Annotated in this window: 24 protein-coding genes and 1 pseudogene; 16 read left to right on the top strand and 9 right to left on the bottom strand. The window is 39.2% G+C overall.

The features are described from left to right. Window positions 1-79 precede the first annotated feature (79 nt). The 4 genes from ACTWPX_RS09715 (at window position 80) to ACTWPX_RS09730 (ending at window position 4,761) form a co-directional block, all read left to right on the top strand. Window positions 80-1,321: a lipopolysaccharide biosynthesis protein gene (locus ACTWPX_RS09715; RefSeq protein ID WP_443119579.1), complete on the top strand. Its 1,242-nt coding sequence runs from the start codon at window positions 80-82 to the stop codon at window positions 1,319-1,321. A gap of 50 nt (window positions 1,322-1,371) precedes the next feature. Further along, the gene (locus ACTWPX_RS09720) at window positions 1,372-2,292 is read left to right on the top strand and encodes an ATP-grasp fold amidoligase family protein (RefSeq protein ID WP_443119580.1); all 921 of its coding nucleotides are present in this window, start codon (window positions 1,372-1,374) and stop codon (window positions 2,290-2,292) included. A gap of 89 nt (window positions 2,293-2,381) precedes the next feature. Then, window positions 2,382-3,755 (top strand): UDP-glucose dehydrogenase family protein, encoded by a 1,374-nt coding sequence (locus ACTWPX_RS09725; protein ID WP_443119581.1) that lies wholly within the window; start codon window positions 2,382-2,384, stop codon window positions 3,753-3,755. Then, on the top strand, window positions 3,730-4,761 hold the full coding sequence (locus ACTWPX_RS09730) for a GDP-mannose 4,6-dehydratase (RefSeq protein WP_443119582.1): 1,032 nt from the start codon (window positions 3,730-3,732) through the stop codon (window positions 4,759-4,761). Before ACTWPX_RS09725 ends, ACTWPX_RS09730 begins: the two co-directional genes overlap by 26 nt. A gap of 127 nt (window positions 4,762-4,888) precedes the next feature. Here ACTWPX_RS09730 and ACTWPX_RS09735 read toward each other — a convergent pair whose 3' ends face one another. From ACTWPX_RS09735 to ACTWPX_RS09750, 4 genes and pseudogenes are all read right to left on the bottom strand, one after another. Beyond that, a complete protein-coding gene (locus ACTWPX_RS09735) occupies window positions 4,889-5,077 on the bottom strand; it encodes a hypothetical protein (protein ID WP_443119583.1) in 189 nt (62 codons plus the stop codon). A 19-nt stretch (window positions 5,078-5,096) separates the two neighbouring features. Continuing rightward, window positions 5,097-5,342 carry a helix-turn-helix domain-containing protein gene (locus ACTWPX_RS09740; RefSeq protein WP_443119584.1) on the bottom strand — a complete coding sequence of 82 codons (246 nt, stop codon included), beginning with the start codon at window positions 5,340-5,342 and terminating at the stop codon, window positions 5,097-5,099. Window positions 5,343-5,726: 384 nt separating this feature from the next. Then, window positions 5,727-5,819, bottom strand: a pseudogene (locus ACTWPX_RS09745) (helix-turn-helix domain-containing protein); the annotation flags it as partial. Between the two features lie 558 nt (window positions 5,820-6,377). Further along, window positions 6,378-6,644, bottom strand: a complete 267-nt coding sequence (locus tag ACTWPX_RS09750) for a hypothetical protein (protein ID WP_443119585.1) — start codon at window positions 6,642-6,644, stop codon at window positions 6,378-6,380. A gap of 1,138 nt (window positions 6,645-7,782) precedes the next feature. Here ACTWPX_RS09750 and ACTWPX_RS09755 point away from each other — a divergent pair. Continuing rightward, window positions 7,783-8,376 carry a transposase gene (locus ACTWPX_RS09755; protein ID WP_443119587.1) on the top strand — a complete coding sequence of 198 codons (594 nt, stop codon included), beginning with the start codon at window positions 7,783-7,785 and terminating at the stop codon, window positions 8,374-8,376. On the opposite strand, the gene ACTWPX_RS09760 is transcribed toward ACTWPX_RS09755, so the two are convergent. Further along, window positions 8,370-9,422, bottom strand: coding sequence for an S-layer homology domain-containing protein (locus ACTWPX_RS09760; RefSeq protein ID WP_443119588.1), 1,053 nt, complete (start codon window positions 9,420-9,422; stop codon window positions 8,370-8,372). The two genes, ACTWPX_RS09755 and ACTWPX_RS09760, sit on opposite strands and share 7 nt — an antisense overlap. Window positions 9,423-10,317: 895 nt before the next feature. Between ACTWPX_RS09760 and ACTWPX_RS09765 the strand changes: the two genes are divergently transcribed. Together ACTWPX_RS09765 and ACTWPX_RS09770 are read left to right on the top strand one after the other, a co-directional pair. Further along, window positions 10,318-10,701 (top strand): DUF6241 domain-containing protein, encoded by a 384-nt coding sequence (locus ACTWPX_RS09765; RefSeq protein WP_443119589.1) that lies wholly within the window; start codon window positions 10,318-10,320, stop codon window positions 10,699-10,701. Beyond that, the gene (locus ACTWPX_RS09770) at window positions 10,698-10,841 is read left to right on the top strand and encodes a DUF6241 domain-containing protein (protein ID WP_443119590.1); all 144 of its coding nucleotides are present in this window, start codon (window positions 10,698-10,700) and stop codon (window positions 10,839-10,841) included. The genes ACTWPX_RS09765 and ACTWPX_RS09770 overlap by 4 nt, the downstream gene beginning before the upstream one ends. Window positions 10,842-11,273: 432 nt before the next feature. On the opposite strand, the gene ACTWPX_RS09775 is transcribed toward ACTWPX_RS09770, so the two are convergent. Further along, entirely contained in the window at window positions 11,274-11,699 is a 426-nt protein-coding gene (locus ACTWPX_RS09775) for a hypothetical protein (protein ID WP_443119591.1), read from the bottom strand. 519 nt (window positions 11,700-12,218) lie between these two features. On the opposite strand from ACTWPX_RS09775, the gene ACTWPX_RS09780 reads away from it, so the two are divergent. From ACTWPX_RS09780 to ACTWPX_RS09790, 3 genes are all read left to right on the top strand, one after another. Further along, window positions 12,219-12,779, top strand: a complete 561-nt coding sequence (locus tag ACTWPX_RS09780) for a DUF7713 domain-containing protein (RefSeq protein ID WP_443119592.1) — start codon at window positions 12,219-12,221, stop codon at window positions 12,777-12,779. 157 nt (window positions 12,780-12,936) lie between these two features. Continuing rightward, window positions 12,937-13,113: a carbon storage regulator gene (locus ACTWPX_RS09785; RefSeq protein ID WP_443119593.1), complete on the top strand. Its 177-nt coding sequence runs from the start codon at window positions 12,937-12,939 to the stop codon at window positions 13,111-13,113. 69 nt (window positions 13,114-13,182) lie between these two features. Further along, window positions 13,183-14,367 carry a flagellin N-terminal helical domain-containing protein gene (locus tag ACTWPX_RS09790; RefSeq protein WP_443119594.1) on the top strand — a complete coding sequence of 395 codons (1,185 nt, stop codon included), beginning with the start codon at window positions 13,183-13,185 and terminating at the stop codon, window positions 14,365-14,367. A gap of 340 nt (window positions 14,368-14,707) precedes the next feature. Here the strand turns inward: ACTWPX_RS09790 and dhaM are convergent, their stop codons facing one another. From dhaM to dhaK, 3 genes are read right to left on the bottom strand one after another with little or no spacing between them, the layout of a single operon-like run. Beyond that, the gene (gene dhaM, locus ACTWPX_RS09795; protein ID WP_443119595.1) at window positions 14,708-15,088 is read right to left on the bottom strand and encodes a dihydroxyacetone kinase phosphoryl donor subunit DhaM; all 381 of its coding nucleotides are present in this window, start codon (window positions 15,086-15,088) and stop codon (window positions 14,708-14,710) included. 3 nt (window positions 15,089-15,091) lie between these two features. Then, window positions 15,092-15,709, bottom strand: a complete 618-nt coding sequence (gene dhaL, locus ACTWPX_RS09800; RefSeq protein WP_443119596.1) for a dihydroxyacetone kinase subunit DhaL — start codon at window positions 15,707-15,709, stop codon at window positions 15,092-15,094. Between the two features lie 18 nt (window positions 15,710-15,727). Then, a complete protein-coding gene (gene dhaK / locus ACTWPX_RS09805; RefSeq protein WP_443119597.1) occupies window positions 15,728-16,723 on the bottom strand; it encodes a dihydroxyacetone kinase subunit DhaK in 996 nt (331 codons plus the stop codon). 256 nt (window positions 16,724-16,979) lie between these two features. Here dhaK and ACTWPX_RS09810 point away from each other — a divergent pair, with 256 nt between their 5' ends. From ACTWPX_RS09810 to ACTWPX_RS09835, 6 genes are all read left to right on the top strand, one after another. Further along, entirely contained in the window at window positions 16,980-17,432 is a 453-nt protein-coding gene (locus ACTWPX_RS09810) for a VanZ family protein (RefSeq protein ID WP_443119598.1), read from the top strand. A gap of 359 nt (window positions 17,433-17,791) precedes the next feature. Continuing rightward, window positions 17,792-18,523, top strand: coding sequence for a DnaD domain protein (locus ACTWPX_RS09815; protein ID WP_443119599.1), 732 nt, complete (start codon window positions 17,792-17,794; stop codon window positions 18,521-18,523). After that, window positions 18,520-18,846, top strand: a complete 327-nt coding sequence (locus ACTWPX_RS09820; RefSeq protein ID WP_443119600.1) for a hypothetical protein — start codon at window positions 18,520-18,522, stop codon at window positions 18,844-18,846. The genes ACTWPX_RS09815 and ACTWPX_RS09820 overlap by 4 nt, the downstream gene beginning before the upstream one ends. Next, entirely contained in the window at window positions 18,843-20,111 is a 1,269-nt protein-coding gene (gene dnaB, locus ACTWPX_RS09825; RefSeq protein ID WP_443119601.1) for a replicative DNA helicase, read from the top strand. The genes ACTWPX_RS09820 and dnaB overlap by 4 nt, the downstream gene beginning before the upstream one ends. Window positions 20,112-20,294: 183 nt before the next feature. Next, window positions 20,295-21,158: a VanW family protein gene (locus ACTWPX_RS09830; RefSeq protein ID WP_443119602.1), complete on the top strand. Its 864-nt coding sequence runs from the start codon at window positions 20,295-20,297 to the stop codon at window positions 21,156-21,158. 622 nt (window positions 21,159-21,780) lie between these two features. Beyond that, complete coding sequence (locus ACTWPX_RS09835; protein WP_443119603.1) at window positions 21,781-22,851, top strand: N-acetylmuramoyl-L-alanine amidase; 1,071 nt, start codon at window positions 21,781-21,783, stop codon at window positions 22,849-22,851.

Genomic DNA, 22,851 nt, shown 5'->3' on the forward strand with positions numbered 1-22,851 from the left:
AGTCAAATCTTGAGAATGTATAGGTGTTTTTATATTTATAAGATTTTTTAAAGTCAATTTAAAAGGTGGGTATACAAAGTTGAATAAACTTTTAGTTTTTATAAAGAAAAGGAAGCGTTTTATATCTTTTTCAATATTAAGAATAGTAACGATGTGTCTTAGCTTAATTACTAATATATTTATTGTTAGAGAATTGAGTGTTGAAGATTTTGGTATGTTTTCAGTTGCATTAATGATGGTTGGATTATTAACTACTTTTGGTTTTAGCTGGAGCTCTTCCTCTATTCTCTATTATGGAAGTAAAGAAAAGGAAAAATACGGTAGTATTAATAAAACTTTTTGGTCTAGAAATATTATTATATTTATAAGTTTAATTATAACTACAGTAGGTTTTATGATTTTCAGAAATCAAATCAACGATTATATAGGATTAAACATTTGGTTTTTATTACTAATTTGGTTGTATGTGAGTGTACTTGAAAATTACCTTAATCAGTATTTTTTAGCTGTAAACAAACAAATATATTCTAGCTTGATCTCTATTACAGCTAAATTAATATATATAAATTTAATCATTTTTGTATCTTATGATGTGAATACTTTAATTATTTTATATATAGTGAGTCATGCTTCTGTAATCCTTTTTATATTGGGAATTAATAAAAAGGATATTGGAAAGTTTGAATTTGATAAGTCTTGGTTTAAAGAAGTTTTGAATTTTTCATTATGGCAGTTATTTGGGTTTTCAGGGTTATATTTAATAAACTTTGGGGACATTGCTGTAATTAAGTATTTTATGACTGATAAAGATGTAGGGATTTATAATGGAGCATATCAATTGTTTAATGCGATAGCAGGTTTCTCATTTGTAATTTCGAGTTTTTATGCCGCGAATGTTTCTTCATACTTTACAAGACATGACGGAAAATCTATACATCAATTTTTTTATAAAGAACGCTTTTATATAATAGGCCTCAGTATTTTTGCTCATTTGGTTGTTATTATTTTCTCAAAACCAATTATTTTAACTTTATATGGAGACAGTTACAATAATTCTATTATAATATTTAATATTCTGATGATAGGAAGTTTAATAAGATATATGGCAGTCTTTTATACTCTTTATTATAATACAAATCGAAAATACAAAGTTTTACAGTTTATTAATATTATTAGAGCAGTGATAAATATACTTCTCAGCATTATATTAATTCAATTTTTTGGCCTTTTAGGAACAGCTATAGGAACAACTTTGGCAATATTGGTAACATTTTTATATTCTATATATTATTGTGAAAATAGAATAAAAAAATTCATCTAGAAATATATCAAAACGGAAGAATGTTACTTTATTGTAAAGGGGGCGCAAGAGTGTATAATTCTCTGGTTAAAAGTATTAAAAAAAGTTTTATTTATGATAAAATTAAATATATATTTTATAGGTATCTTTTACCTGATAAGTTTATCTTAAAAAGAAATTTCAAAAAAAGGTTAGGTAGGAAGCTAAATCTTAATAACCCAAGGAGATTTAATGATAAATTACAGTGGTTAAAATTAAATTGGAGTGATCCTGTTGCTACAAAATATGCGGATAAGTTCGAAGTACGTAATTTAATTGCTGAAGAGATAGGTGCAAAATATTTAAATGAACTTTATGCTGTTTATGAATCTGTTGATGAAATAGACTTAAAGAAGTTGCCAGAATCATTTGTTCTGAAAGGAACCCACGGGTCTGGATTTAATATTATTTGTGAAAACAAATATAAAATGGATTGGGATAAACAATTTAAGAAGATGAGAAAATGGTTGAAAAAAAACTATTTTTGGCAAAATAAAGAAAATGTTTATAGGGATATCAAACCGAGAATTATCTGTGAAAGATTTATCAAACAAGATAAAGGCAATGAATTAAGAGATTATAGGTTTTTTTGTTTTAATGGTGACCCAAAGTTTATCACTGTTGATTTTAGTATTAATAATAAGTCTAAAACAAGAAGGAATTTATATGATCTTGACTGGAATTTGATGAGAGAGGAGATATCATATCCAAAAGAAATAAGTTTAGCTGTAGAGAAACCAAAAAAGTTAGATGAAATGATAAATTTAAGTCGAAAAATATCAAAACGATTTCCTCACGCTCGTGTGGACTTTTATTATATAGAAGGTAAAATAATCTTTGGGGAAGTTACCTTTTTCCATCAAAGTGGTATGGGCAAAATTAATCCTATAGAATTTGAGGATGAAATGGGTAAGTGGCTTACTTTACCATATGTTGACGAATTAAAACATTAAATAAAAGTCGGTGCCTGACCCCCTACTGCGTTATTGTGTTAAAGTAGTTTATAGGAAAAATGATCAATTAAAAATTGGGAGGTTGTGAAATGTATAAGATAGCGGTTGCTGGAACGGGATACGTGGGCTTAGTCGCTGGCGTTTGTTTTGCAGAAATGGGCCGCCAGGTAACCTGTGTAGATATAGATGAAGAAAAAATAACAAAATTGAAGTCCGGGTTTTCTCCTATCTATGAAGAAGGATTGGAAGAACTTATGCAGAAAAATTACGCAGCGGGTCGAATTAATTACACTACAGATTACCAATCTGCATATAAAGATGCAGATTCTGTCTTTCTAGGTGTAGGAACACCTGAAAATCCCGATGGCTCAGCTGATTTATCCTACATAGCAACCGTTGCTAGACAGGTGGCTGAATCGGTAGAAAAAGATTGCTTGGTAGTCGTTAAGTCCACCGTACCTGTTGGAACAAATGATAAGGTTGAACAGTTTATCCAAGATTTCCTAGTTAATGATGTAAATGTTGAAGTAGCTTCTAACCCGGAGTTTTTAGCACAAGGTTCTGCTGTTCACGATACCTTATTTGCTGAGAGAATTATCATAGGTACAGAAACAGAATGGGCAGAGCAAATGTTGAAAGGAATCTATCAACCTTTTAACCTTCCAATCGTATCTGTAAATCGTAGATCGGCTGAAATGATCAAGTATGCTTCCAATGACTTCTTAGCATTGAAGATTTCTTATATGAACGATATTGCCAACCTTTGTGAATTAGTTGGTGCGGATATCAAAGATGTGGCTGAAGGTATGAGCTATGATGAACGTATTGGTTCCAAGTTCTTAAATGCTGGTATCGGTTTTGGGGGATCATGCTTCCCTAAAGATACCCAGGCACTTGATTATTTAGCTCAGCAGAATGGTTATGAACTTAAGACAGTTAAAGCAGCTATTGAGGTGAATAAGAATCAAAAAACTTCCCTATATAAGAAAGCAAGTAATCGTTTAATAACATTCAATGGCTTGAAAGTTGCTGTTTTAGGATTAACGTTCAAACCAGGAACGGACGATCTACGCGAGGCGCCTTCCCTTGACAATGTACCTTTACTATTAGATCAAGGTGCTGACATTTATGCATATGATCCAGTTGGCGTAGAGAACTTTGCAAAAGTCTATCCTGAAGGCCCAAACCGTCAAGGTTCTATAACTTATGTAAGTAATGTAGAAGAAGCATTAAAAGATGCAAATGTTTGTTTTGTATTTACAGAATGGGGCGAAGTCAAAGCTGTTACTCCAGAGTTGTACCGAGGCTTAATGCGTACGCCGTTAGTCTATGATGGACGTAACATCTATGATATAGAAGAAATGAAAAAAGCTAAGGTAGAATATCACTCGGTTGGTAGAGAACCAGGAAGAGTGGAAGTAACGAGAGGAGAAGTTTATGAGCTACAATCCACTAGATCCTAATAAAACCTATTTAGTAACCGGCGCAGCTGGTTTCATTGGTTATTACCTCTCTAAAAAGTTGCTTGAAGAAGGATGTAAGGTTGTTGGTCTTGATAATATAAATAATTACTATGATGTGGGTCTTAAGGAAACACGGCTTGGTTTACTAGAGCCTTATGAGAGGTTTACATTCCTTAAGGAAGATTTATCGAATAAAGAGGCTATTAATTCAGCCTTCAAAGAATATCAACCCAATATTGTTGTTAATTTGGCAGCGCAGGCTGGGGTCCGGTATTCCATAGAAAATCCAGATGCGTATATGGAAAGCAATGTTATCGGCTTCTATAATATTTTGGAGGCTTGTCGTCATAATCCTGTTGATCACTTGGTTTATGCGTCTTCAAGTTCCGTGTATGGAGCGAATAAAAAGGTTCCTTTTGAAGAAACGGATTTTGTTGATCACCCAGTATCCTTATATGCTTCGACTAAAAAGTCTAATGAATTAATGGCCCATACGTATAGTCATCTTTACAATATTCCTGCAACAGGTCTGCGATTCTTTACAGTTTATGGGCCTATGGGTCGCCCCGACATGGCTTATTTCGGCTTTACTGATAAATACTTCTCAGGGGAATCTATTAAGGTTTATAACAATGGTGACTTCGAGAATGACCTTTACCGTGATTTTACTTATATCGATGATATTGTAGTTGGTATTGAGCGTTTGTTAAGCAATGAGCCAAAAGCAGAACAAGGTGCTCCTCATAAAGTTTTCAATATCGGTAACAATAGCCCGGAGAAGCTCATGACATTTATTGAGTCGTTAGAGGAAGCGTTAAGTAACGCACTAAATAGAGAGGTAGAGTTTAATAAAGAATATGAACCAATTAAACCAGGTGATGTACCAGCCACTTATGCTTCCACTAATCAACTCCAAGAAGCGGTAGGGTTTAAACCAGAGACCTCTATTCAAGAAGGATTGCAGAAGTTTGCTGATTGGTATGTTAATTATTACAATAAAAAGTAAACAAAATAAAAGGGAGTACGTAACATCAATGCTTTTCCCATTGGTGTTACGTCTTTTTTATGGCCTTTATATGTGTATATGTTCATATAATCATATAAAGATCGCAAGCTAAGTACAAATGATGCCCTTAGCTTGTAGAATGTTCGTCCTTGATCAGTTTAATCAACTGTTGGATAGCTTCTCTTTTTTCATGAGATTCCACCTTATACTGACGATCGTTATGCTTAGTCATGACGATATAAACGTCTGCTTTCATGACTTCAAACCATATAGGCTTCTTATGAATTTGGAAGTAAAGCAATTCTTTGTGGAGCATATTAATCTTCCTTTCATTTTCATTCACCAGGGTCATCATAAATCGACACAAAGATGTCAGCTGGTTTCACTCCTAATTCATAGGCAATCTGGTAAAGAAGCGGGTTTGTCGCATTTGTTATTCCTTTCTCGATTCGACTGATGTAGGTGCGGTCTATTTCCAATCGTAAAGAGAGTTCTTGTTGAGTTAAACCACGCTCAAGGCGTAGGTTCCTAATCTGATTTCCGATGGCTTGTAATACTTCTTTTTTGAATTGATTATCCATAATAAAATCTTCTTATGGACGGCATGTTTCAGCCACGGACTGAGATGCACATATTTACATTTAATGTAAATATAATAGATCTTTTTCCGACAATGTTTACAGCCATCGAAATGACCCGGGTGTGCCATCTTCTTGATCCACTTATGCTATGATATTGAACCATGTAAGTCAAAGGTTACCCGGAGCTTGGCCCCTCCGCGTTAGCAAACTAAATAATGGCTTAACACCAAGGTCTTAAGCTATTGGCGTTACACACATTTAATCTTCTTTCTTTTTTGTATTATTCATTGGAATCCTCCTCTTTCTCCTGGTTGATAAGTTCTGGGAGAAGAGAATGTGCCTGAACCCCTAAAGCTTCTGCAATTTGATAGACGACTGTAAAAGTTAGTTACGTTTACCGTTTTCTACATGACTGATATACGTCGGATGGCTGTCTGCATTTTCTGCCAATTCTTCTTGTGTCAGTCCTACTTCATGACGGACTTTTTTAAATGGCTACCGAATGAATTTAGAATGAGAGATTGATTTAATTTTTCCAGACTATGAGTAAAATTCTGTTATTATTTTACATATTGGGCATATTTTTTTAAAAAGTGTACAAACTCATGTTTGAAAGAAGCTAATGAATCGTCCCTGCGCTTCATTAATAATACGTTTGACTTTCGAAATAATAAGAGCGAAGGGGGGATAATGGTGCAAGGAAACAATTCCTGCCCAAGGCACGTTGGATAGCTAAAGGATATCGTAATATCAAGTTGTACGGCTGATATTGAGCTACATTATATAAACTATATATGTTTAAATGCTAATATAAACATATCGAGAGAAGTTTAGTAGTCGAACGATGGGCCAGGAAGTATTTCTCTAAAGTTAGTTATCAATATGCCACAGTATTTGTCGTGTAGACAGATTCTAAATAATTTTTGGTTTTAACAGGTGAAAAGGTATAGGTACTATAACCATTATGGAGGTTTGTAACTGCTAGACTAAATTGCTTGACGGTTACAATTCATGTAGCTCACATTTTTAATTGCATCATTCTTCGGTTAATTTGACCATTACTTTTTCTCCACTATAACGTTTAACTAATGCATAAATTAAATTACCAATACCAAATGTCCACCAGAGTGTCAAAACAGCAATAACGATATGTATACCTATTGATCCCCATCCACCATGTTGACGTAGACTAATCGATGATTCACCTCTTGATAGAACTTCATATCCCATAGTTACATAGTCATCAGTCACGGCTTCCATTTCTTTAACAGTGTAAACTCGTCTAATTCTATCCATTGCCATAATAAATTCCCCCTTCCTAATTTTATAGTATCTACTTTTAATGGTACGAAATGGTGACTGACCCCGGTTGGGTTAAGCGTTAAAGGGTTTAGTACCATTAATGTTTTTCTGTGTTATTAAGTCTTTATATATAATCTATATATATGTATAGGTTAATGTAAGCATTCCTGGGTTGTTTACGTTTCTTAGCGTTTCTCTATTGAAAATTATATATTTTTGTTGGAAACGCAGGCAGTGCGGCTTATGAGATAAGAAGTGGTATAAAGCATGGGGACGGCTCGTGTGCTTCCTATGTAAATATGTCAGTGCCTGATCCCTGATACGTTATCCAATTAAAGGATGGCGCAGCATCAATGGTTACCGTTGGTGCTGCGTGTCGTTTTATGGATTATACAGGTGTGTATGTTCATATTACTATGTAAAAACCACAAGCTAAGGACAAATGATGTCCTTAGCTTGTAGAATGTTCTTCTTTGATCCGTTTAATAAACCTTTGGATAGCCGTTTTTATCAAGATTTGCTTGTGTGCGTTTTTCAAAGTAAATAGGAACATTTGTAGAGAGGGATGTCAGCTGGTTCGATTTTGGATCGGGTGGAACCTCCTCTTGCAATTAATCAAATGTTTGCTTAAATTTCTTTCAGCAAGGGAGAACCGTCCTCGCTTCAATTAATAAAACATTTGACTTTCGAAATAATAAGAGTGGAGGGAGGGATAATCATGGCGCAAGGAAACAAAAAACTTTCGAATAAAAACGCACAACAACATGATCGTAAAGAAGAGAAACAACCGAGAACGAAACGATAATGGCTGGTATGCCTGACCCCACTGCATTATCGGTATGAAGGATAGCGTAATATCAAGGGTTTTGCCCTTTGGTGTTACGCTTTTTTGGTGTTTATATATTAGTGCGTTTTTTAGGAGACACATAATGGAGAGGTTATGTGCTGCTGATGATGGTGCTACTCAAAACCGAAGAAATTTTATATTTTTGCAATGAATTCCTTGCCAAAAATGCCGTTATTCCTTAACGAAAAGTGGAATTTATTCTTTTATCACCAGTTATCTCATTTTTCGTGATTCGTTAAATGGAAGGAGCTTCTATACTAAAGACAGTCGATCGGTAAGGAGGCGGAAGGTGTGTCTAGAAATCCACGCCAATGGTATAATAAAGCGCGTTTTCATATTACAGCCCGGGGAAACCGCGGAGGTGATCTGTTTTATGATGATGCAGATTACGAATCCTATTTGAACTTCATTCGTTGGTGTCAGAAGGACCTGCCGTTCATTCTCCATGTCTACTGTTTAATGACGTACCATGTTCACCTGCTCGTGGAGGTAAAGAACCATTTGTCAGGGGAGATTTTGCAATTCATTGAATTCCGTTATGCCAAATATTTTAACAGCCGTCCCAAAGTATATGGTCATGTATTTCAAGGAAGGTACTATTCTAAATTGGTCGATACAAGGGCTTGCTTTCTTGCAGCAAGTAAATATATCCATGTCAATTCTGTCGAGGCGGGGATCTGTTCTAAACCGGAGTCGTATCTTTTGATCAGTTACCTTTGTTATTCAGCTGAAGAAGAGAGCGCCATTGTAATTACCCATGCTTTAAAAAAACCGAAACGATTGGGATACAAAGCTTATATTTACCTGAGTTTAATGCTTTTTCAAATGAAAAAACCGCTCCAAAAGCATCTTAGCTTTGGAGCGGTTTTGGAGTACATTCAATAAAGAAGCAAACCATCTTTCTCTTGGGATTGCATGGCGTAAATCTTCCATGTTCCATCTTCCTTATAAAAACGATAGGTCCCAACCTCAGAGATTGAGGAAGTCCAAACGTTACTTCCATTTCGTTCATATGGGAAAGTTGTCGTTCTTTCCATTTCCCCCTGGGTAATTTTCACATCAGCGAATCGATCGGCAATATGAACGGCATGTCCTTGTTTCGGAGTAGTAACTTCATAATCAATCGAAGTTCCATCTTCCATTCCTTTGATGTCATATGAAATATCGATCGATTGCATCGCTTCATAATATCCAGTGGTCCGGTCTTGTGTCGCTCTTAACTTATCATAATCTTCCGTTTCAAGAGCAGAAGTCCAGTCTTTGGAGAATTGGTGAATGAGGTTCATCAGATATTCTTTCGAAGGAGCATTACTTTGTTCTTTGTCTAAGGCGCGCTTGATTATAACAATGGCTTCTGCACGACTAGCGTTTCGGTTTGGTTTGAATTCTGTCGCGGATACCCCGTGAATAATGCCGACTTTACTAGACTGGTTAATCGCCTCTAATGCCCAGTGCTGAGAGACGTCTTCAAACGCTTTGACAGATCCTTTTGAAAAATCAATACTGTCTTCCATCGCTCGAATAACAATGGAAGCAATTTCTGCTCGTGTAATGGGACGGATGGGTTCGAACTTATTTCCTCCATTTCCATAGACGAGCCCATGTGAGGAAGCAATACGGATGCTCTCTTCATACCACTTTCCTTTAATATCTTTGAAATTCGTTCCACCATTTACTTCTTTCAGGTCTAAAGCACGGTTCAATATGACAACGAATTCTGAGCGCGTAATTGACTGGTTAGGTCGAATTTCTCTTCTGCCATCCGACAATTCATACCCTTGCACAAGAGAAGCTTTCGCAAACTGATCGAGTTCTTCATATGCCCAATGACCCTTAATATCGACGGGTTCAAATGGAGAAGCATGAATTTGAAGATTAGGAATCAAAAAGAAAACCATAAAAACAGACGTTATAAACATTATTTTTTTCAAAACATTTATCCTTTATTTTGTTTTTGAAAGAGATCTGTCTCGGGATTCAACGAGCCCTTTCGTTAAACCCAGCAATAGCTCTTTTTATAGGGCAAACTTCTTTTAGGCGGTGTCTGCAGGTGTGGTGTTTAACCACGGTTCCTAGATTAGTAAATAGATAGATAAAAAAATCACCGTTTCAGGGTGAATTCAGAAGTACTCTTCATGGAACTTTAAGTTTTAAAAACCCATTTAAGGAGATAAAAGGGCACTTCTTTAATTGAACCATATCCAGTGGGGAAATGGAAGACGTTGGGGCATTAGTAAGGGATGCAGAACAGGTCATTTATAATTGGTAAGGAGTATCTTCAAGGGAATTTGCAGCTATGAATGGAATTAGCAAGTTCACGTGGGTAGGGTATGTCGGCTGATCCGAATTTAGATCGGATGGAACCTCTTCTTGCAGTTAATCAAACGTTTGTTTTAAATTTCTTTCAGTAAGGGAGGAAGCACGAGAACCGTCCCTGCGTATTTTGAGTAATAAATGTAAAAAATTACCGTCCTTTTTTCGAATTGGATCGTCTAATTATTAGAAGGGGGAAGTCTCTTTCATTTGCAGGGGATTTTTGGTTTGGTACATTAGTTCTATGCATTACATAAATTTGAGGTTAAAAAGTTTTTGAACGGGGTCTTCTTGAAGGGAGAAAGAGGAAGGAAATAGCGTAAGGGCTTATAAACGTCATTTCGTTGCTGTTTAAAATAACAGCTATGTGATCGACAAGGAAAAAAGGTGCTATCACGAGCTTGTTAAATGATCATAGGGCATGCATCCTTCATGAATTTCGAAGTGAACAAGGGTACATTGTCGGCGGTTGTTTGCGTGGCGCAGAAAAAATAAAAGGAGATGAGGAACTGTATGTTGGATAAAATTCTAAAATGGTCATTGTATTCGTTGGGGGCATTATCTCTAATTGCAATTGTGGCAATTGTTTGGGTCGTCTTTTCAGGGTTACAATCAGCCGGTGATGCCATGACGAAAGAACAAGAAGAGAAAATGAAGGAAGTCAACCAACCGACCGAACAAAAGGAAATAAAAGCGGTTAAAGAAGATGGTGTTCCTTCCGAAGGTGCTTTCATGCAAAGACTTCACGAAATGACGCACCAAAAGGTCCAGGCAAATGAAAAGCGTGGAACTCAACAAATGACGGCGGAACAAATCGACAGTATGCTTGGAATTTTGAAGACGGTTGAAAATAGAGAAGATATTACGAAAATTTTGATTTTTATAAGAAGACATTGAAGGCATGGGACGAAGGCGACTTTTCGAACGCCGTGACTGTTCACAATACCATTTGGGAATGGCAAAACGGGACGATTGGAAAAGCGAACGGTCTTATGAGCGAAGAAGAAGAACGTGAATATATCGAACGGAACTTTTAGCAAACAATTCTTGCAATAAAAATGAAGAGTATTTTTATTATGAAGGAAGATCAAATCGACACGAACGGAACATTCATTGAAGAAAGTGAAAGGAAGGTCAATGTTCGTGCTTTGAATCGACCTTCCAGCAAAATGCACATATAAAGAGGCGTATTGACGTTACATTTAGTTTCAGACCATATAACTAAATGTGACGGTTAGAAATAACGATGCCTTTCCAACCATTATTTCTATTCAACCCATGTTTTCACCTTTTTGTATAATACGAATTTCTTAGGCATTTACTACTGAGGATTGAACTTGATCAGACTTCACTATGTAAGTAGCGTATCTCATCTTTTCAAACCATAAAGATGTTTTCACTTGGAAATAATGGCATATAAATGATGCGGTATTACGATATGATTCAAAACATTTTACTTTGATTCGGTTTCATCTAATCGTGTAGTATAAAACGATAAATGAGCCTAGACTGAAAATCAAACTGATTTTAACACTCGCATTTACATATTTTTCAGGTATTTTCTCTACCAGAATGAGAATGATAGGGAAAACAACAGCCACTACTATCGCCATTGAACTACAATGGAACAACACTGGTATAAGTAGAATCATTGCAATAGTTCCTAACAGAATATATAACCCTAATTTAATGAAAAACCTTCCTACATCAAGCTTACCACCCACTTTTTCTATTAAAAACGAAAAGGGGAAAGCCAACAAAAACAGTCCTAAAAAGACCAAACAGGAAATGCCATATAAGTTAAAAAGGAACATATCTGATTCTTTTGTAAAATAAATAGCAAAACATATAGAGGTAATATTCCCACAAATCAATGTCGCTAATAATTTTCTCATTATTCAACCCTCCATCACCGAATGAAAAATAAATATTTTATAGATTACCAGCGTTGGAAGGATAATATTAAAACATCCAGCACTTATTCTATTACATGACAAAATTCTTTATAATGGATAGCGCAGGGGCCTTGTACAATTCCAATAAACAAGAATACTGCAAAAAAGTCATTTGGTAAATACCTAAAACCAATAAATCTTTGCAAGTTTCAGAGGCAGTTTTTTTGGCTCCCACTGCGTTAACAAAATGAAGGATAGCGTAACACGAGAGGACTTCCTATTTAATGTTACGCTTTTTTAGTGTTTTAGCAGAATGGGAAAAAGTAAATCGATGTGAAAGCGGCGGCAGCGGACTATATTTACCAGCCGGAAGAAATCCCTTAGAAAGATGGACAGTATCCATATATCGAACTGAATTGGTAGTGGAGGACAGCGAATGAGAATGATAGGTTTATAAGTTAAGGATTGCTATATTAGTAACATCAGCCTGTAATAATAATTTTGAAAGGTGGCGGAGGAATGGAAAGGTGTCATCAATGCAAGAAGAATGATTCGACTATTCATACTCAAATAGATGGAGAATCTATAAGCCTTTGTCTAGACTGTTATAATGCGATACTGGCTGAGGAACTTGGCGTGGAGTTATTGGATCAGGTGAAAGAAGTGACGTTTAGAGATCACGCAGGGGTACTCCGGTATTTTTCTATAGTGCAGAGAGTTGATCCAGCAGGCCTTTTTATAGAGGCTGAAGAGAAGAACGGATATGGTTATACGTTTGCCATACATGGTGAATTGGATGAAGATCAGGTGGCCTTATTTGAACGACTTATGGAAAAAGTAAAACAGGGGTTAGATGTTTCTTATATTGAAGAAAAAGCGTTTCCTAATGGTCAATCCTATCATTCTCTCAAAGATGATCGTTTTTTCGGTCAGATTGAGATGGGAGAAAACGGCGGACCGGTGATTGTGATTGATGGCAAGCCATACACGTGGGATGAGGTTGGCAAAATGATGGAATCCTATGAAGGTTTTCAGTTGAAGATGGAGATTTATGATCCTACAGATGATATTGAATCATAAGTTAAGGACTCGACGCGGTCGGGTTCTTTTTTTTGTGTATAACTGAAACTTGCGAGATCTAGTATAAGAAACACAATCAAAAGAGGAATTTTTTATAAAATTACTAAACTATTCAATTGAAGAACCGATATAAAAAACATCAGGGAGGATGTTAAGTATGGCGCTAGTATTAGGAAGAAAACCGGGAGAAAAATTAATAGTAGAGCATCTTGGAGAAAAGATGGAGATTGAGGTTATCAAAACAGATGATGGAATGTTGCGGCTAGGTATTGAAGCCGGACGAAATTTCAAAGTTTTAAGGGAAGAACTTTATTCTGATAGTGACTCTATTTAGAGTTATTATATATTCGCAGAACAAATGGATGTGTTCTGCTAAAAACAAAAAAACACGGAGGTATTAATTATGAGAATTAATCACAACATTGCGGCGCTAAACACACACCGTCAGCTAGGTCAAGCAAACAACGCACAACAAAATTCAATGGAGAAACTATCTTCAGGTCTTCGTATCAACAATGCATCTGATGATGCAGCAGGTCTTGCAATTTCAGAGAAAATGCGTGGTCAGATTCGTGGTTTGGATCAAGCTTCTGCGAATGCCCAAGATGCAAATTCAATGATACAAACTGCCGAGGGTGCTTTAAGCGAAACTACTGATATCCTTCAACGTATGCGTGAACTTGCAACGCAAGCTGCCAATGATACGAATACAAAAGCGGACCGTGGCGAAATACAAAAAGAAGTTAATCAGTTAACTTCTGAGATTAACCGTATTGGTAATACTACTGAGTTTAATACACAAAATCTACTAAATGGTGACAAGGCTTCAGAGTATACTTCATCATCAAGTATTGAATTTGATTTAACTGGTATGGATGGCGGTTCTGTTAAAGTTATGGGGAAAGAAATAGATTTTGATACTGCGCCAGGAAATACTGCCACAGCAATTAAAACAGCTATTGAAGCTGATGCCGAATTAGATGCAGAATATTCTGTAACTGTTGCTACTAATAAAGTGACTATTGAAACAAAATCAAATGCATCTTCGGAAGGCATGACCGCAGACCTTTCGTCAGCAAATAATGTTACTGCTGAAACAGTTACCACTACAGAAGGAACAAAAGATGATAGCAAGGTTCTTAGTTTCCAGATTGGTGCAAATGAAAATCAAAGTATGAAATTAGATATTTCTGATATGCGTGCAGATGCACTTGGTATTACTACAGCTGGAACAACAGCTGCTTTGGGTGTTACCGATGGAACTAGTAATGAAATAAAAGAACAGGCGCTTGACGTCTCTAGTCATGACGCTGCTGCGTCTGCAGTAACTAAAATTCAGAATGCAATTGATCAGGTATCGGGTGAGCGTTCGAAACTGGGTGCTACGCAAAACCGTTTAGATCACACAATCAATAACTTAGGTACATCTTCTGAAAACCTAACTGCTGCGGAATCTCGTATCCGTGACGTAGATATGGCGAAAGAAATGATGAACCAAACAAAGAATTCAATCCTTGCACAAGCTTCTCAAGCAATGCTTGCGAAAGCAAATCAACAACCACAAGGTGTACTTCAGTTACTACGTTAATTTTAAATTATTTGAAAGGGACCCTAGTTTTGCTAGGATCCCTTTTTAATGTGCTTGACTCCCCCCGCCTATCCTCAGCCAGAACCTGACATTCATGATCTCCACATGCACCAGGGTCTGTGAAACGTCCACAAGAAAAACAAGAGAAAATCAGTATGAGTGTAGTTTTTACAGATTCGTTAAGAACCCAGAAAATGGTCGTTTCCCAGACCCTGTATTCATTTTTAAGATGGAAGTAGCTTTTTTAGGTAATTGCTAAAAAAATAACCGCCCGTATTCCCGATGAAAAACGGACGGTTACTTATTTTAGTCTATTTAACTGAATGTGCTGCTAAAATCATTAGTCTTCTTGCAATGCCCGTTCAGCAGCCTGCTTCACTTGAGCGAGGCTTTTACCCATTCCAGATTCGACAGCTGCTACATAGGCACCTTCTAATAATGGAGCATTCGCAATTTCAATATCATCGAAATCACTCATTTCCACTGCTATTTCTGCATTCATCATGGCGCTTCCTAAATCGTAAATGAGAAGAACGCCGCCCTCTGTATGAGCTTGATCGATGGCCGTTTGGATCTTTTCAACGCTTGTCCCGATACGGTCATCGTCCGTACCGCCGGCAAGTGCGATAGGTACGTTTTTTTCCACCTGGTGAATGATTTCTTTAATGCCTTCTGCGACTTTTGCGCTGTGTGAAATGAGTACGATACCTGCTGGTTCCATGGATCATCTACCTCCTTCGATCGTTTCAGCTAAAGCTTCAAATACATAAAAAGAAGAGACGGAACCTGGGTCGAGATGGCCGATGGAACGGTCACCCAAGTAAGAAGCGCGGCCTTTGGTGGCCTTGATATCTTTTGTTTTTTCCAGAGCGTTTTCTGCCGTATCTTTCAGCAGAGCAGCATCGAAGTCTTCCCGTTCTTTCATTTTTTCAATGACAGGAGCCCAGACATCAATGAGGGTTTTTTCACATTCTTGCGACTTTCCGCGCTGCTTCAGTCCCGCCAGCGATTCTTCTAAACCGTTTACGAAATGAGTATAATCCGCACTCTTATCCTTAAGCGAAGTAGACAGTTTCAAGAACGCTGTCCCATAAAGCGGACCAGCTGCGCCGCCTACTTTACTCATCAATGTCATCGCTGTATCTTTAAGAGCATCGGATGCACTCACGTAACTGTTATCGTCGAGTTTCACCACGACTTCTTTAAAACCGCGGGCCATATTGATCCCGTGATCCCCGTCTCCGACTGCCTGATCCAGAGAGGTCAAATATTCCTTGTTGTTTTGAATTTTTTCATTGGTTTTATTCACCCATGTAATGATGTCATTCGCAGTAAGTTCCATAATGATTCTCCTTTCCTATCAGATATGGTAAGCAGGTGCACTTGATTCAGCATCAAGCAAAGATTTCATTTCCTCGTCCAGTTTCAGGAGTGTCACAGAACAACCCGACATCTCAAGGGCAGTCATGTAATTCCCTACTAAGGTTTTATGAATATTCAAACCGCGTTCCACTAAAATTTCATTCACTTTTTTATTTAAAATATACAATTCCATTTCAGGTGTAGCACCCATGCCATTGACGATAAGGGCTACATCATCGCCTTGGTTGAATTCAATGTCTTCAAGGACTTTGTTCGTAAGTTCCTCAGCGATTTCGTCTGCAGAAGTCACTTCTTTCCTCTCGATTCCCGACTCCCCGTGGATTCCGGTGCCGATTTCCATTTCGTCTTCATCTAAGACGAAGCTTGGTTTACCGGCAGCAGGCACAGTGCAAGGAGTAAGGGCCATGCCCATGGAGCGTACATTACCTGTAACCTTTTCTGCAATGTCTTTGACTTCTTGCAATGATCCGCCAGCTGCAGCTTTAGCTCCAGCAATTTTATGAACAAAAATGGTACCAGCTATGCCACGGCGTCCAGTTGTGGAAGAACTGTCTTCAACGGCGACATCATCATTGACGACGACTTTCTCGACATCTATACCTTCTGCTTCCGCCATTTCAGCAGCCATATCGAAATTCATGACATCTCCCGTGTAATTTTTGATGATCAGGAACACCCCTGCGCCACCATCGGCCGCTTTAATGCCCTCAAGTACCTGGTCTGGGGTCGGTGAAGTGAATACTTCCCCGCAAACCGCTGCATCGAGCATTCCATCCCCGATATATCCGGCGTGAGCAGGCTCATGTCCACTTCCTCCGCCACTGACAATCCCTACTTTATTTTGTAAGGGAGCATCTTTTCTCGCGACGACTGTCGTTTCGGGGATTTGCTTAAGTGTGTCAGGGTGAGCAGCGATCAACCCTTCGAGCATATCCCGTACAACATATTCTGGATCGTTGACGATCTTTTTCATTTGAACCTCTCCTTTAGTTTTTTTGGCTTGGCTCATTTTCTGAATTAAGTGTACGCCCTCATTTTATTACAAACCATGAGGAATTACGAACCGATTCGAGTTATGGTGACGATTGTAGTAGTAGAAGCACTTCTGGCAGGTGGATGGAACATTCGAAGTTCAGGAGGAGGGGCGACAGAGCAAAATAACATCATTCGTAATTTAAAGTCTAGGCCGCCTTCATTTGGGCAAGCCTTTTTAATGAAGGGGGATGAATATGGAACTGGATTATGGACTGATTTTAGGTATGGATAAGCAGATGCACTTTTTCAGTTATGCAATGATGGCAGTATTTTCAGGGATCGTCATTATCATTTTTTCTAATGAACAGTCTTTCAAAAGAAGGATAAAATTTGCATGGGTGGTATTGGTTTTCATCGGTATCCTTGAAGAGTATAGACAATATATGGTGCCTGATAGGAGTGCTGAGTTTTTAGATGCTGTTGCTAATATGCTTGGTATAACGATAGGATTATTAATCCCCGTATTTATCATTGCAATCATCAGTAAAGATAAATATAAATCTGTCTCTAACCGCTTTGCGATTTACAATATTGCTTTAATCCCCTTATTCTTTGGATTGCTACTTATAAATGAACGACCATTTGTGACCTTTGATGGGTCGTTTGAAGAAGAAGTGGAATTTTGGTTACTTTTTATTGGTTTCTAATCGACTTTATCCAAAGGTATTAGAACTGGAATGTTATTAGTAACTAAGATTGTAATAGATGAGGTTCGTGAAATGATGGAATCCTATGAAGGGCTTCAGTTCAAGATGAAATTTTTGATCCGACAGATGATATTGAATCATAAGTTAAGGACTCGACATTCTCGGGTTCTTTTTTTTGTGCAATAAATTTTTCGGGAGCTGAGATATTCATAAAGAGAAAAATTCCCTCGCTTTTTTGATTTCTATAAATTTTTTTTGTAGAAATTTCAATTTCTTTGACACCAAAACCCTCCAAACTTTCGATTATTGATATGAAGGAGTGTTTTTATTGCTCTTAATTTTCAAGGAGGCGTTTTGAGATGAATTATTTAAAAGAGATCAATGCATTTCATGATGAGGTAGAACTGAATTCACTTTCGGCTTCTGCTTCGCTGCTTTGGTATGTGCTCATGCAGTTCAACAACAAGACAGGATGGAAGAAAGAGTTTACGGTCCCGACAGCTGCGATTTTAGTGAAGTCAGGCTTGAGTGAGAGCACGTTTCTTCGAGCACGAAAAGAATTGGAGGAGAAAAGGTACATCCTTTTCCAATCGGGGAGTCGCCATCAGACACCTGGCTATCAGATGATTTCGCAAGTAAAAGACAAAGAGATCGGGCAAGTGGAGGATATCGTGAAGGAAGGGGCGGCGGATGAAGTGAAGGATGAGACGGAGGATAGCGCGACGGACTCTTTTAAAAGAAAAGAAAGGAAGAGAAAAGAAGGTGAAGGGGGCGGGAGGAATCCGTTTGCGTTTTACGAACAAAATTTCGGGATGCTCACACCGTTCATGGCCGAAAAGCTCACCGATTGGTGCCGCCGGATTTCCGATGAGCTGGTGATGGAAGCGATGAAGATCGCCACTCAGCACAACAAGCTGTTTTTCAACTATTGTGAAGGGATTCTGAAACGCTGGGAGAACCAGCAGGTGAAGACGCTTGCCGATGTCGAACGGGTGGAAGCGAAGACACCGAACAAGAAGCGGAAAAAGGAAGAACGGACGTCAGAACTGAAGCGGATGGTCAATGAGTATCGGAAGGAGCGTCAGGCATGAAGTATGAAGAAGCGGTAGATGTGCTGGAGACGATGGAGGAACTGTTTGAAGGGAAGTTTACGATTACGAAGCGGAAGCTCACGGTGTTTGTGCCCGAACTTGAAAAGATGGAATACTCGCCTGTGATGGACAAGCTCTATCATTATGCCTCTCAATATCCCTATCCCCCGACGCTTGCGGATATTGCGGTTTACCCACCGAAGGAAAACGACTATTTGGAGAAGATGCGGCGCTGGGATGAAGAAGCCGCCAATGTGCCGGAAGAGACGAAGCAGCGATTTCTGGAGAAGTTTGAAGAGCTGATCAGGAGGAAGGGCGAATGATTTATAACCAGGAAGCCGAGCAGTCCGTCATTGGAACATTGCTGTTGGAAGGAGAACTGGCCAAGGACGTGACATTAAGGGGAGAGCACTTCTTTGACCAGCGCCACCGGTTGATTTATCAAGCGGTGCGCAAAATTGAGCGAGCCGGGGAGATGGTCAACCTTGTGACCGTCACGACCGAGTTGAATAAGGAGATTCAAACAGTGGGAGGTGTGAGTTATTTAACGGATCTTGCGGGTTCGATCCCCACCACAGCCAACCTCAAGCATCATCAACGCCTCGTTCTCGATGCCTACCGCAACCGCAAGACGAAGGAAGAAGCGACCCGTTACGTCCAAAACCCCAATGAAGAAACCCTCGATCAACTGATGGCTCAGCTGGAAGACTATCGCGGCGAAGGAACGGTCAGTGAAGAGGCCACCACCTACGAAACGTTAATCGAAATCACCCGCGAACTGAAAAATCCACCAACTGATGGGATGACAGGCTTTGCCACCGGTTACAAGGAAATCGATGACATGACAGGCGGCACCCAGGGCGGCGATCTAATCATCCTCGCCGGTCGACCATCGATGGGAAAAACGGCGTTCGCCTTGAACCTCGCCGCACACCATTGCAAGAACAACGGCAGTGCTCACTTGTTCAGCTTGGAGATGGGACGGAAATCACTGTTCAAACGGATGCTTTCCTGTGAAGCAGGCATCGATGGCCAAAAGTGGCGCACGCTGAATTTTTCCCGGGAAGATTATGAGAAATGCTTCACCGCTGTCGGGGAAATCGCCGACTGGAACCTCCACGTCCATGAGAACGCCCGCACGGTTGCTGACATTCGTGCCCAAGTCAGGCAGTCGATCCGCAAAGACGGCGAACAGAAGCCGATGATCATCATCGACTATCTGCAGCTATTAGCTTCAAGCAGCCGCTATGAACGCCGCGACCTTGAAGTCGGTGCGATGACAAGGGAACTGAAACTGTTAGCCCGCGAACTTGGAGTACCGATCATCCTGCTTTCCCAGCTTTCCCGAGGGGTCGAACAGCGCAAAGACAAGCGCCCGATGATGGCCGATTTGAGAGAATCCGGAAACATCGAACAAGACGCTGATGTTATCGGTTTTTTATACCGTGAGGATTACTACAATCGCGATGGAGGCGAGGAGAACGAGGTGGAGCTGATCATCAGCAAGCAGCGGAATGGTCCGGTGGGAAGTGTGAAACTTGAGTTCGTGAAGGAGTACGGGAAGTTTATCAATGGAGCGCATTTATAGGATTTTATCATTTATTCTCCCATGGGTGAATATGCGCAAGGAGGCTGGGTAGTGCGCTTTTTATACTATTGGTCATTATTCGAAATCAAGCATAATTTTTAAGAGGCAGCCACTCCAAATCACACCGATTACAATGCATGAATTCATAGGCTTCATTCATACTACCTGTAGAGGTGATCAGCAATGAAGTTCATGTATATACCTTTTTTGTTATTGTTTATCATGCCACAGGAAGATGTACCTGATACTTTTGAATTTAAGCATGAAGGGCAAGTCATTGAGCAGATCGATAAAGAAGATTTTATTATTCCCTATCTTGATGAAAGGATGGTGGATCAACAGAAGTTTGATGCCTTCCTTGATGAATTAGACGATAAAATGGCTAGAGCACCCAAAAATGCAATCATTGATGAAAATGGCAGCATCGTCCAGGGGGAAAATGGCACCAGGGTAGACCGAGCGAAATTGAAAGCGCAATTTTACCAATATTTCTATACAAGTCGTTTAAGAAGCACCAACATACCTATGTCTCCTGTTTATCCTCAAGTAGATGCGGAACTTCTGACAGACATAAGAACACAGCAAATCGGTAATTATCTGACATACTATAAAAAGACCAACAAAGGAAGGACGAATAATATCTCTCTAGCGACTGAAGCGATTAATAACCATGTGGTTTTCCCGGGAGAAGTATTTTCTTTTAATAAGGTGGTTGGAAAACGGACAGAAGAAAAAGGGTACGTCCGTGCGCCTGTCATTGTCAGGGGCGAATTGTCAGAAGACATCGGGGGAGGGATTTGCCAAGTCTCCTCTACTTTATATAATGCCGTCGATCACGCTGGTCTTACCATTGTGGCACGCTATTCTCACAGTAAGGAAGTCCCTTATGTGCCGCCAGGAAGGGATGCGACGGTCAGTTGGTACGGGCCTGACTTCACTTTCAAAAATGAATTCAACCAGCCTGTCTTAATCCAGGCTAAATCAGTAAATGGAATGGTGCTTGTACACATTTATTCATCGGATCGCCTTGGGAATAACGCTGATTAAAGGGGGAAGTGTCACTTGGGAAGGTCAAGGGTTGGGAGATGGATAGCTTGTTTGATGCAGCTGTTGGCACCTCTTCCATTACATAAGCTATGGTGACTGGCCCACCGCGTCAGCGAATTAAAGAAAAGCGTAGGATTAACATGTAACGGTTAATCCTACGCTTTTTTATATCATGAAGATTACTGCAAAGCTGGTCGGGGGGGCTACGACAACAGGGGGGATCTGCATGCGTCCACAAACCATCTATCATTTCACGGTGTTCCGCACACTATCCAACAGAGTGAATATTGGAGGACAGAAGAAAAACGGATTTGTCATAGAGGAGGGGCTTAAAGCCTTAAGAAAACACATCATTTATAGGTATTATTCCTTCTATAGGTAAGGTAGGTTAACAGCATTTTTCCTATATACACTATGGGGAGAGGAACGTAGAATGATGTATATATTGTCGAATAGTGGACAACTCCATTTTCCCTTTGGACTCCCGCAGTCTAAACTAAAAAATCCTTCATGGATAAATACTTCAGGAAATAATTATGGATATAAAAAAATATATATGCTGCCAAAAAACGGTCTAGGTACCGATCTCATATATCACACCATTGCTATTAAGGAGGATTTTATGTTTGTTAACCATGTCAAAGTCGGAATTCTTCGGACGGTTCAATTATCTGTTTCATTCATTGTTATGTTTATTTTTTTGTCGACATCCAATATCGTCTTTGCTCATGAGAAGGAAAGCTATCGTGTTGACGTCCCCTCTCTGAATGTTCGAAGCGAACCAACTCTCCAGTCACGTATAGTCGGTTCTCTTTCGGCACAAACGGACGTTGAAGTGCAAGAAAAGAAACATGGATGGGCTTATGTGAATTACTCAGGAGGAAAGGGTTGGGTGGCTTCCCAATACCTTAATAAAACAGATGGGGAACAGTCCTCTTCATCAAAAGAAGTCCATGTCAATGCAGAAAGCGTCTACATACGGTCTGGGCCAAGTGTAAACCATGAAATTATTGCAGGAAGTTATTACGGGGATTCTTTAGAGAAGATAGAGGAAGAAGGCGAATGGATAAAAGTCCGGCTTGAAAATGGGCAAGTGGGATGGATTGCTGGTTGGCTAGTAACAGCTAGTGATACAACTCCTTCTTCAGAACTTCCATTACAAGGGGTTAACATTGTTTTAGATGCTGGACATGGGGGTTATGATCCCGGGGCTGTTGCCGTGAACGGTCTGTTGGAAAAACGATCAACCATAGAAGCGGTGGATCATATTGCCCGGAAGCTGCGTCTGTCAGGGGCTACTGTGATACTCACGCGTGAAAATGATCGCTACGTTTCATTACAAGATCGTGTTCGAATCACTCGTTCTTCCGACCCTGACGCATTTGTCAGTGTCCATTTTAATTCTGCAAGCAGCCCTTATGCAAAAGGAATAAGTACATATTTCTATCATGATTCAGGCGAAGGTCTTGCCAGGAATATTCAACAAGAGCTATCGCAAGAAGTTTCCCTGCAAAATGATGGTGCTCAATTCGGGAATTTCCATGTCCTAAGGGAAAACATCGACAATTCCATTCTTGTAGAATTAGGTTTTCTTTCAACCTCTTCTGATTTAGCTGTCATAGAAAAGGATGGATATTCGGATAAAGTAGCCAGAGCCATTACAGATGGACTGATTAAGGAATTTTCACCTTAA

Origin of the sequence: Halobacillus sp. H74 (genome assembly GCF_052246715.1) — a bacterium.
Taxonomy (GTDB): Bacteria; Bacillota; Bacilli; order Bacillales; family Halobacillaceae; genus Halobacillus; species Halobacillus litoralis_A.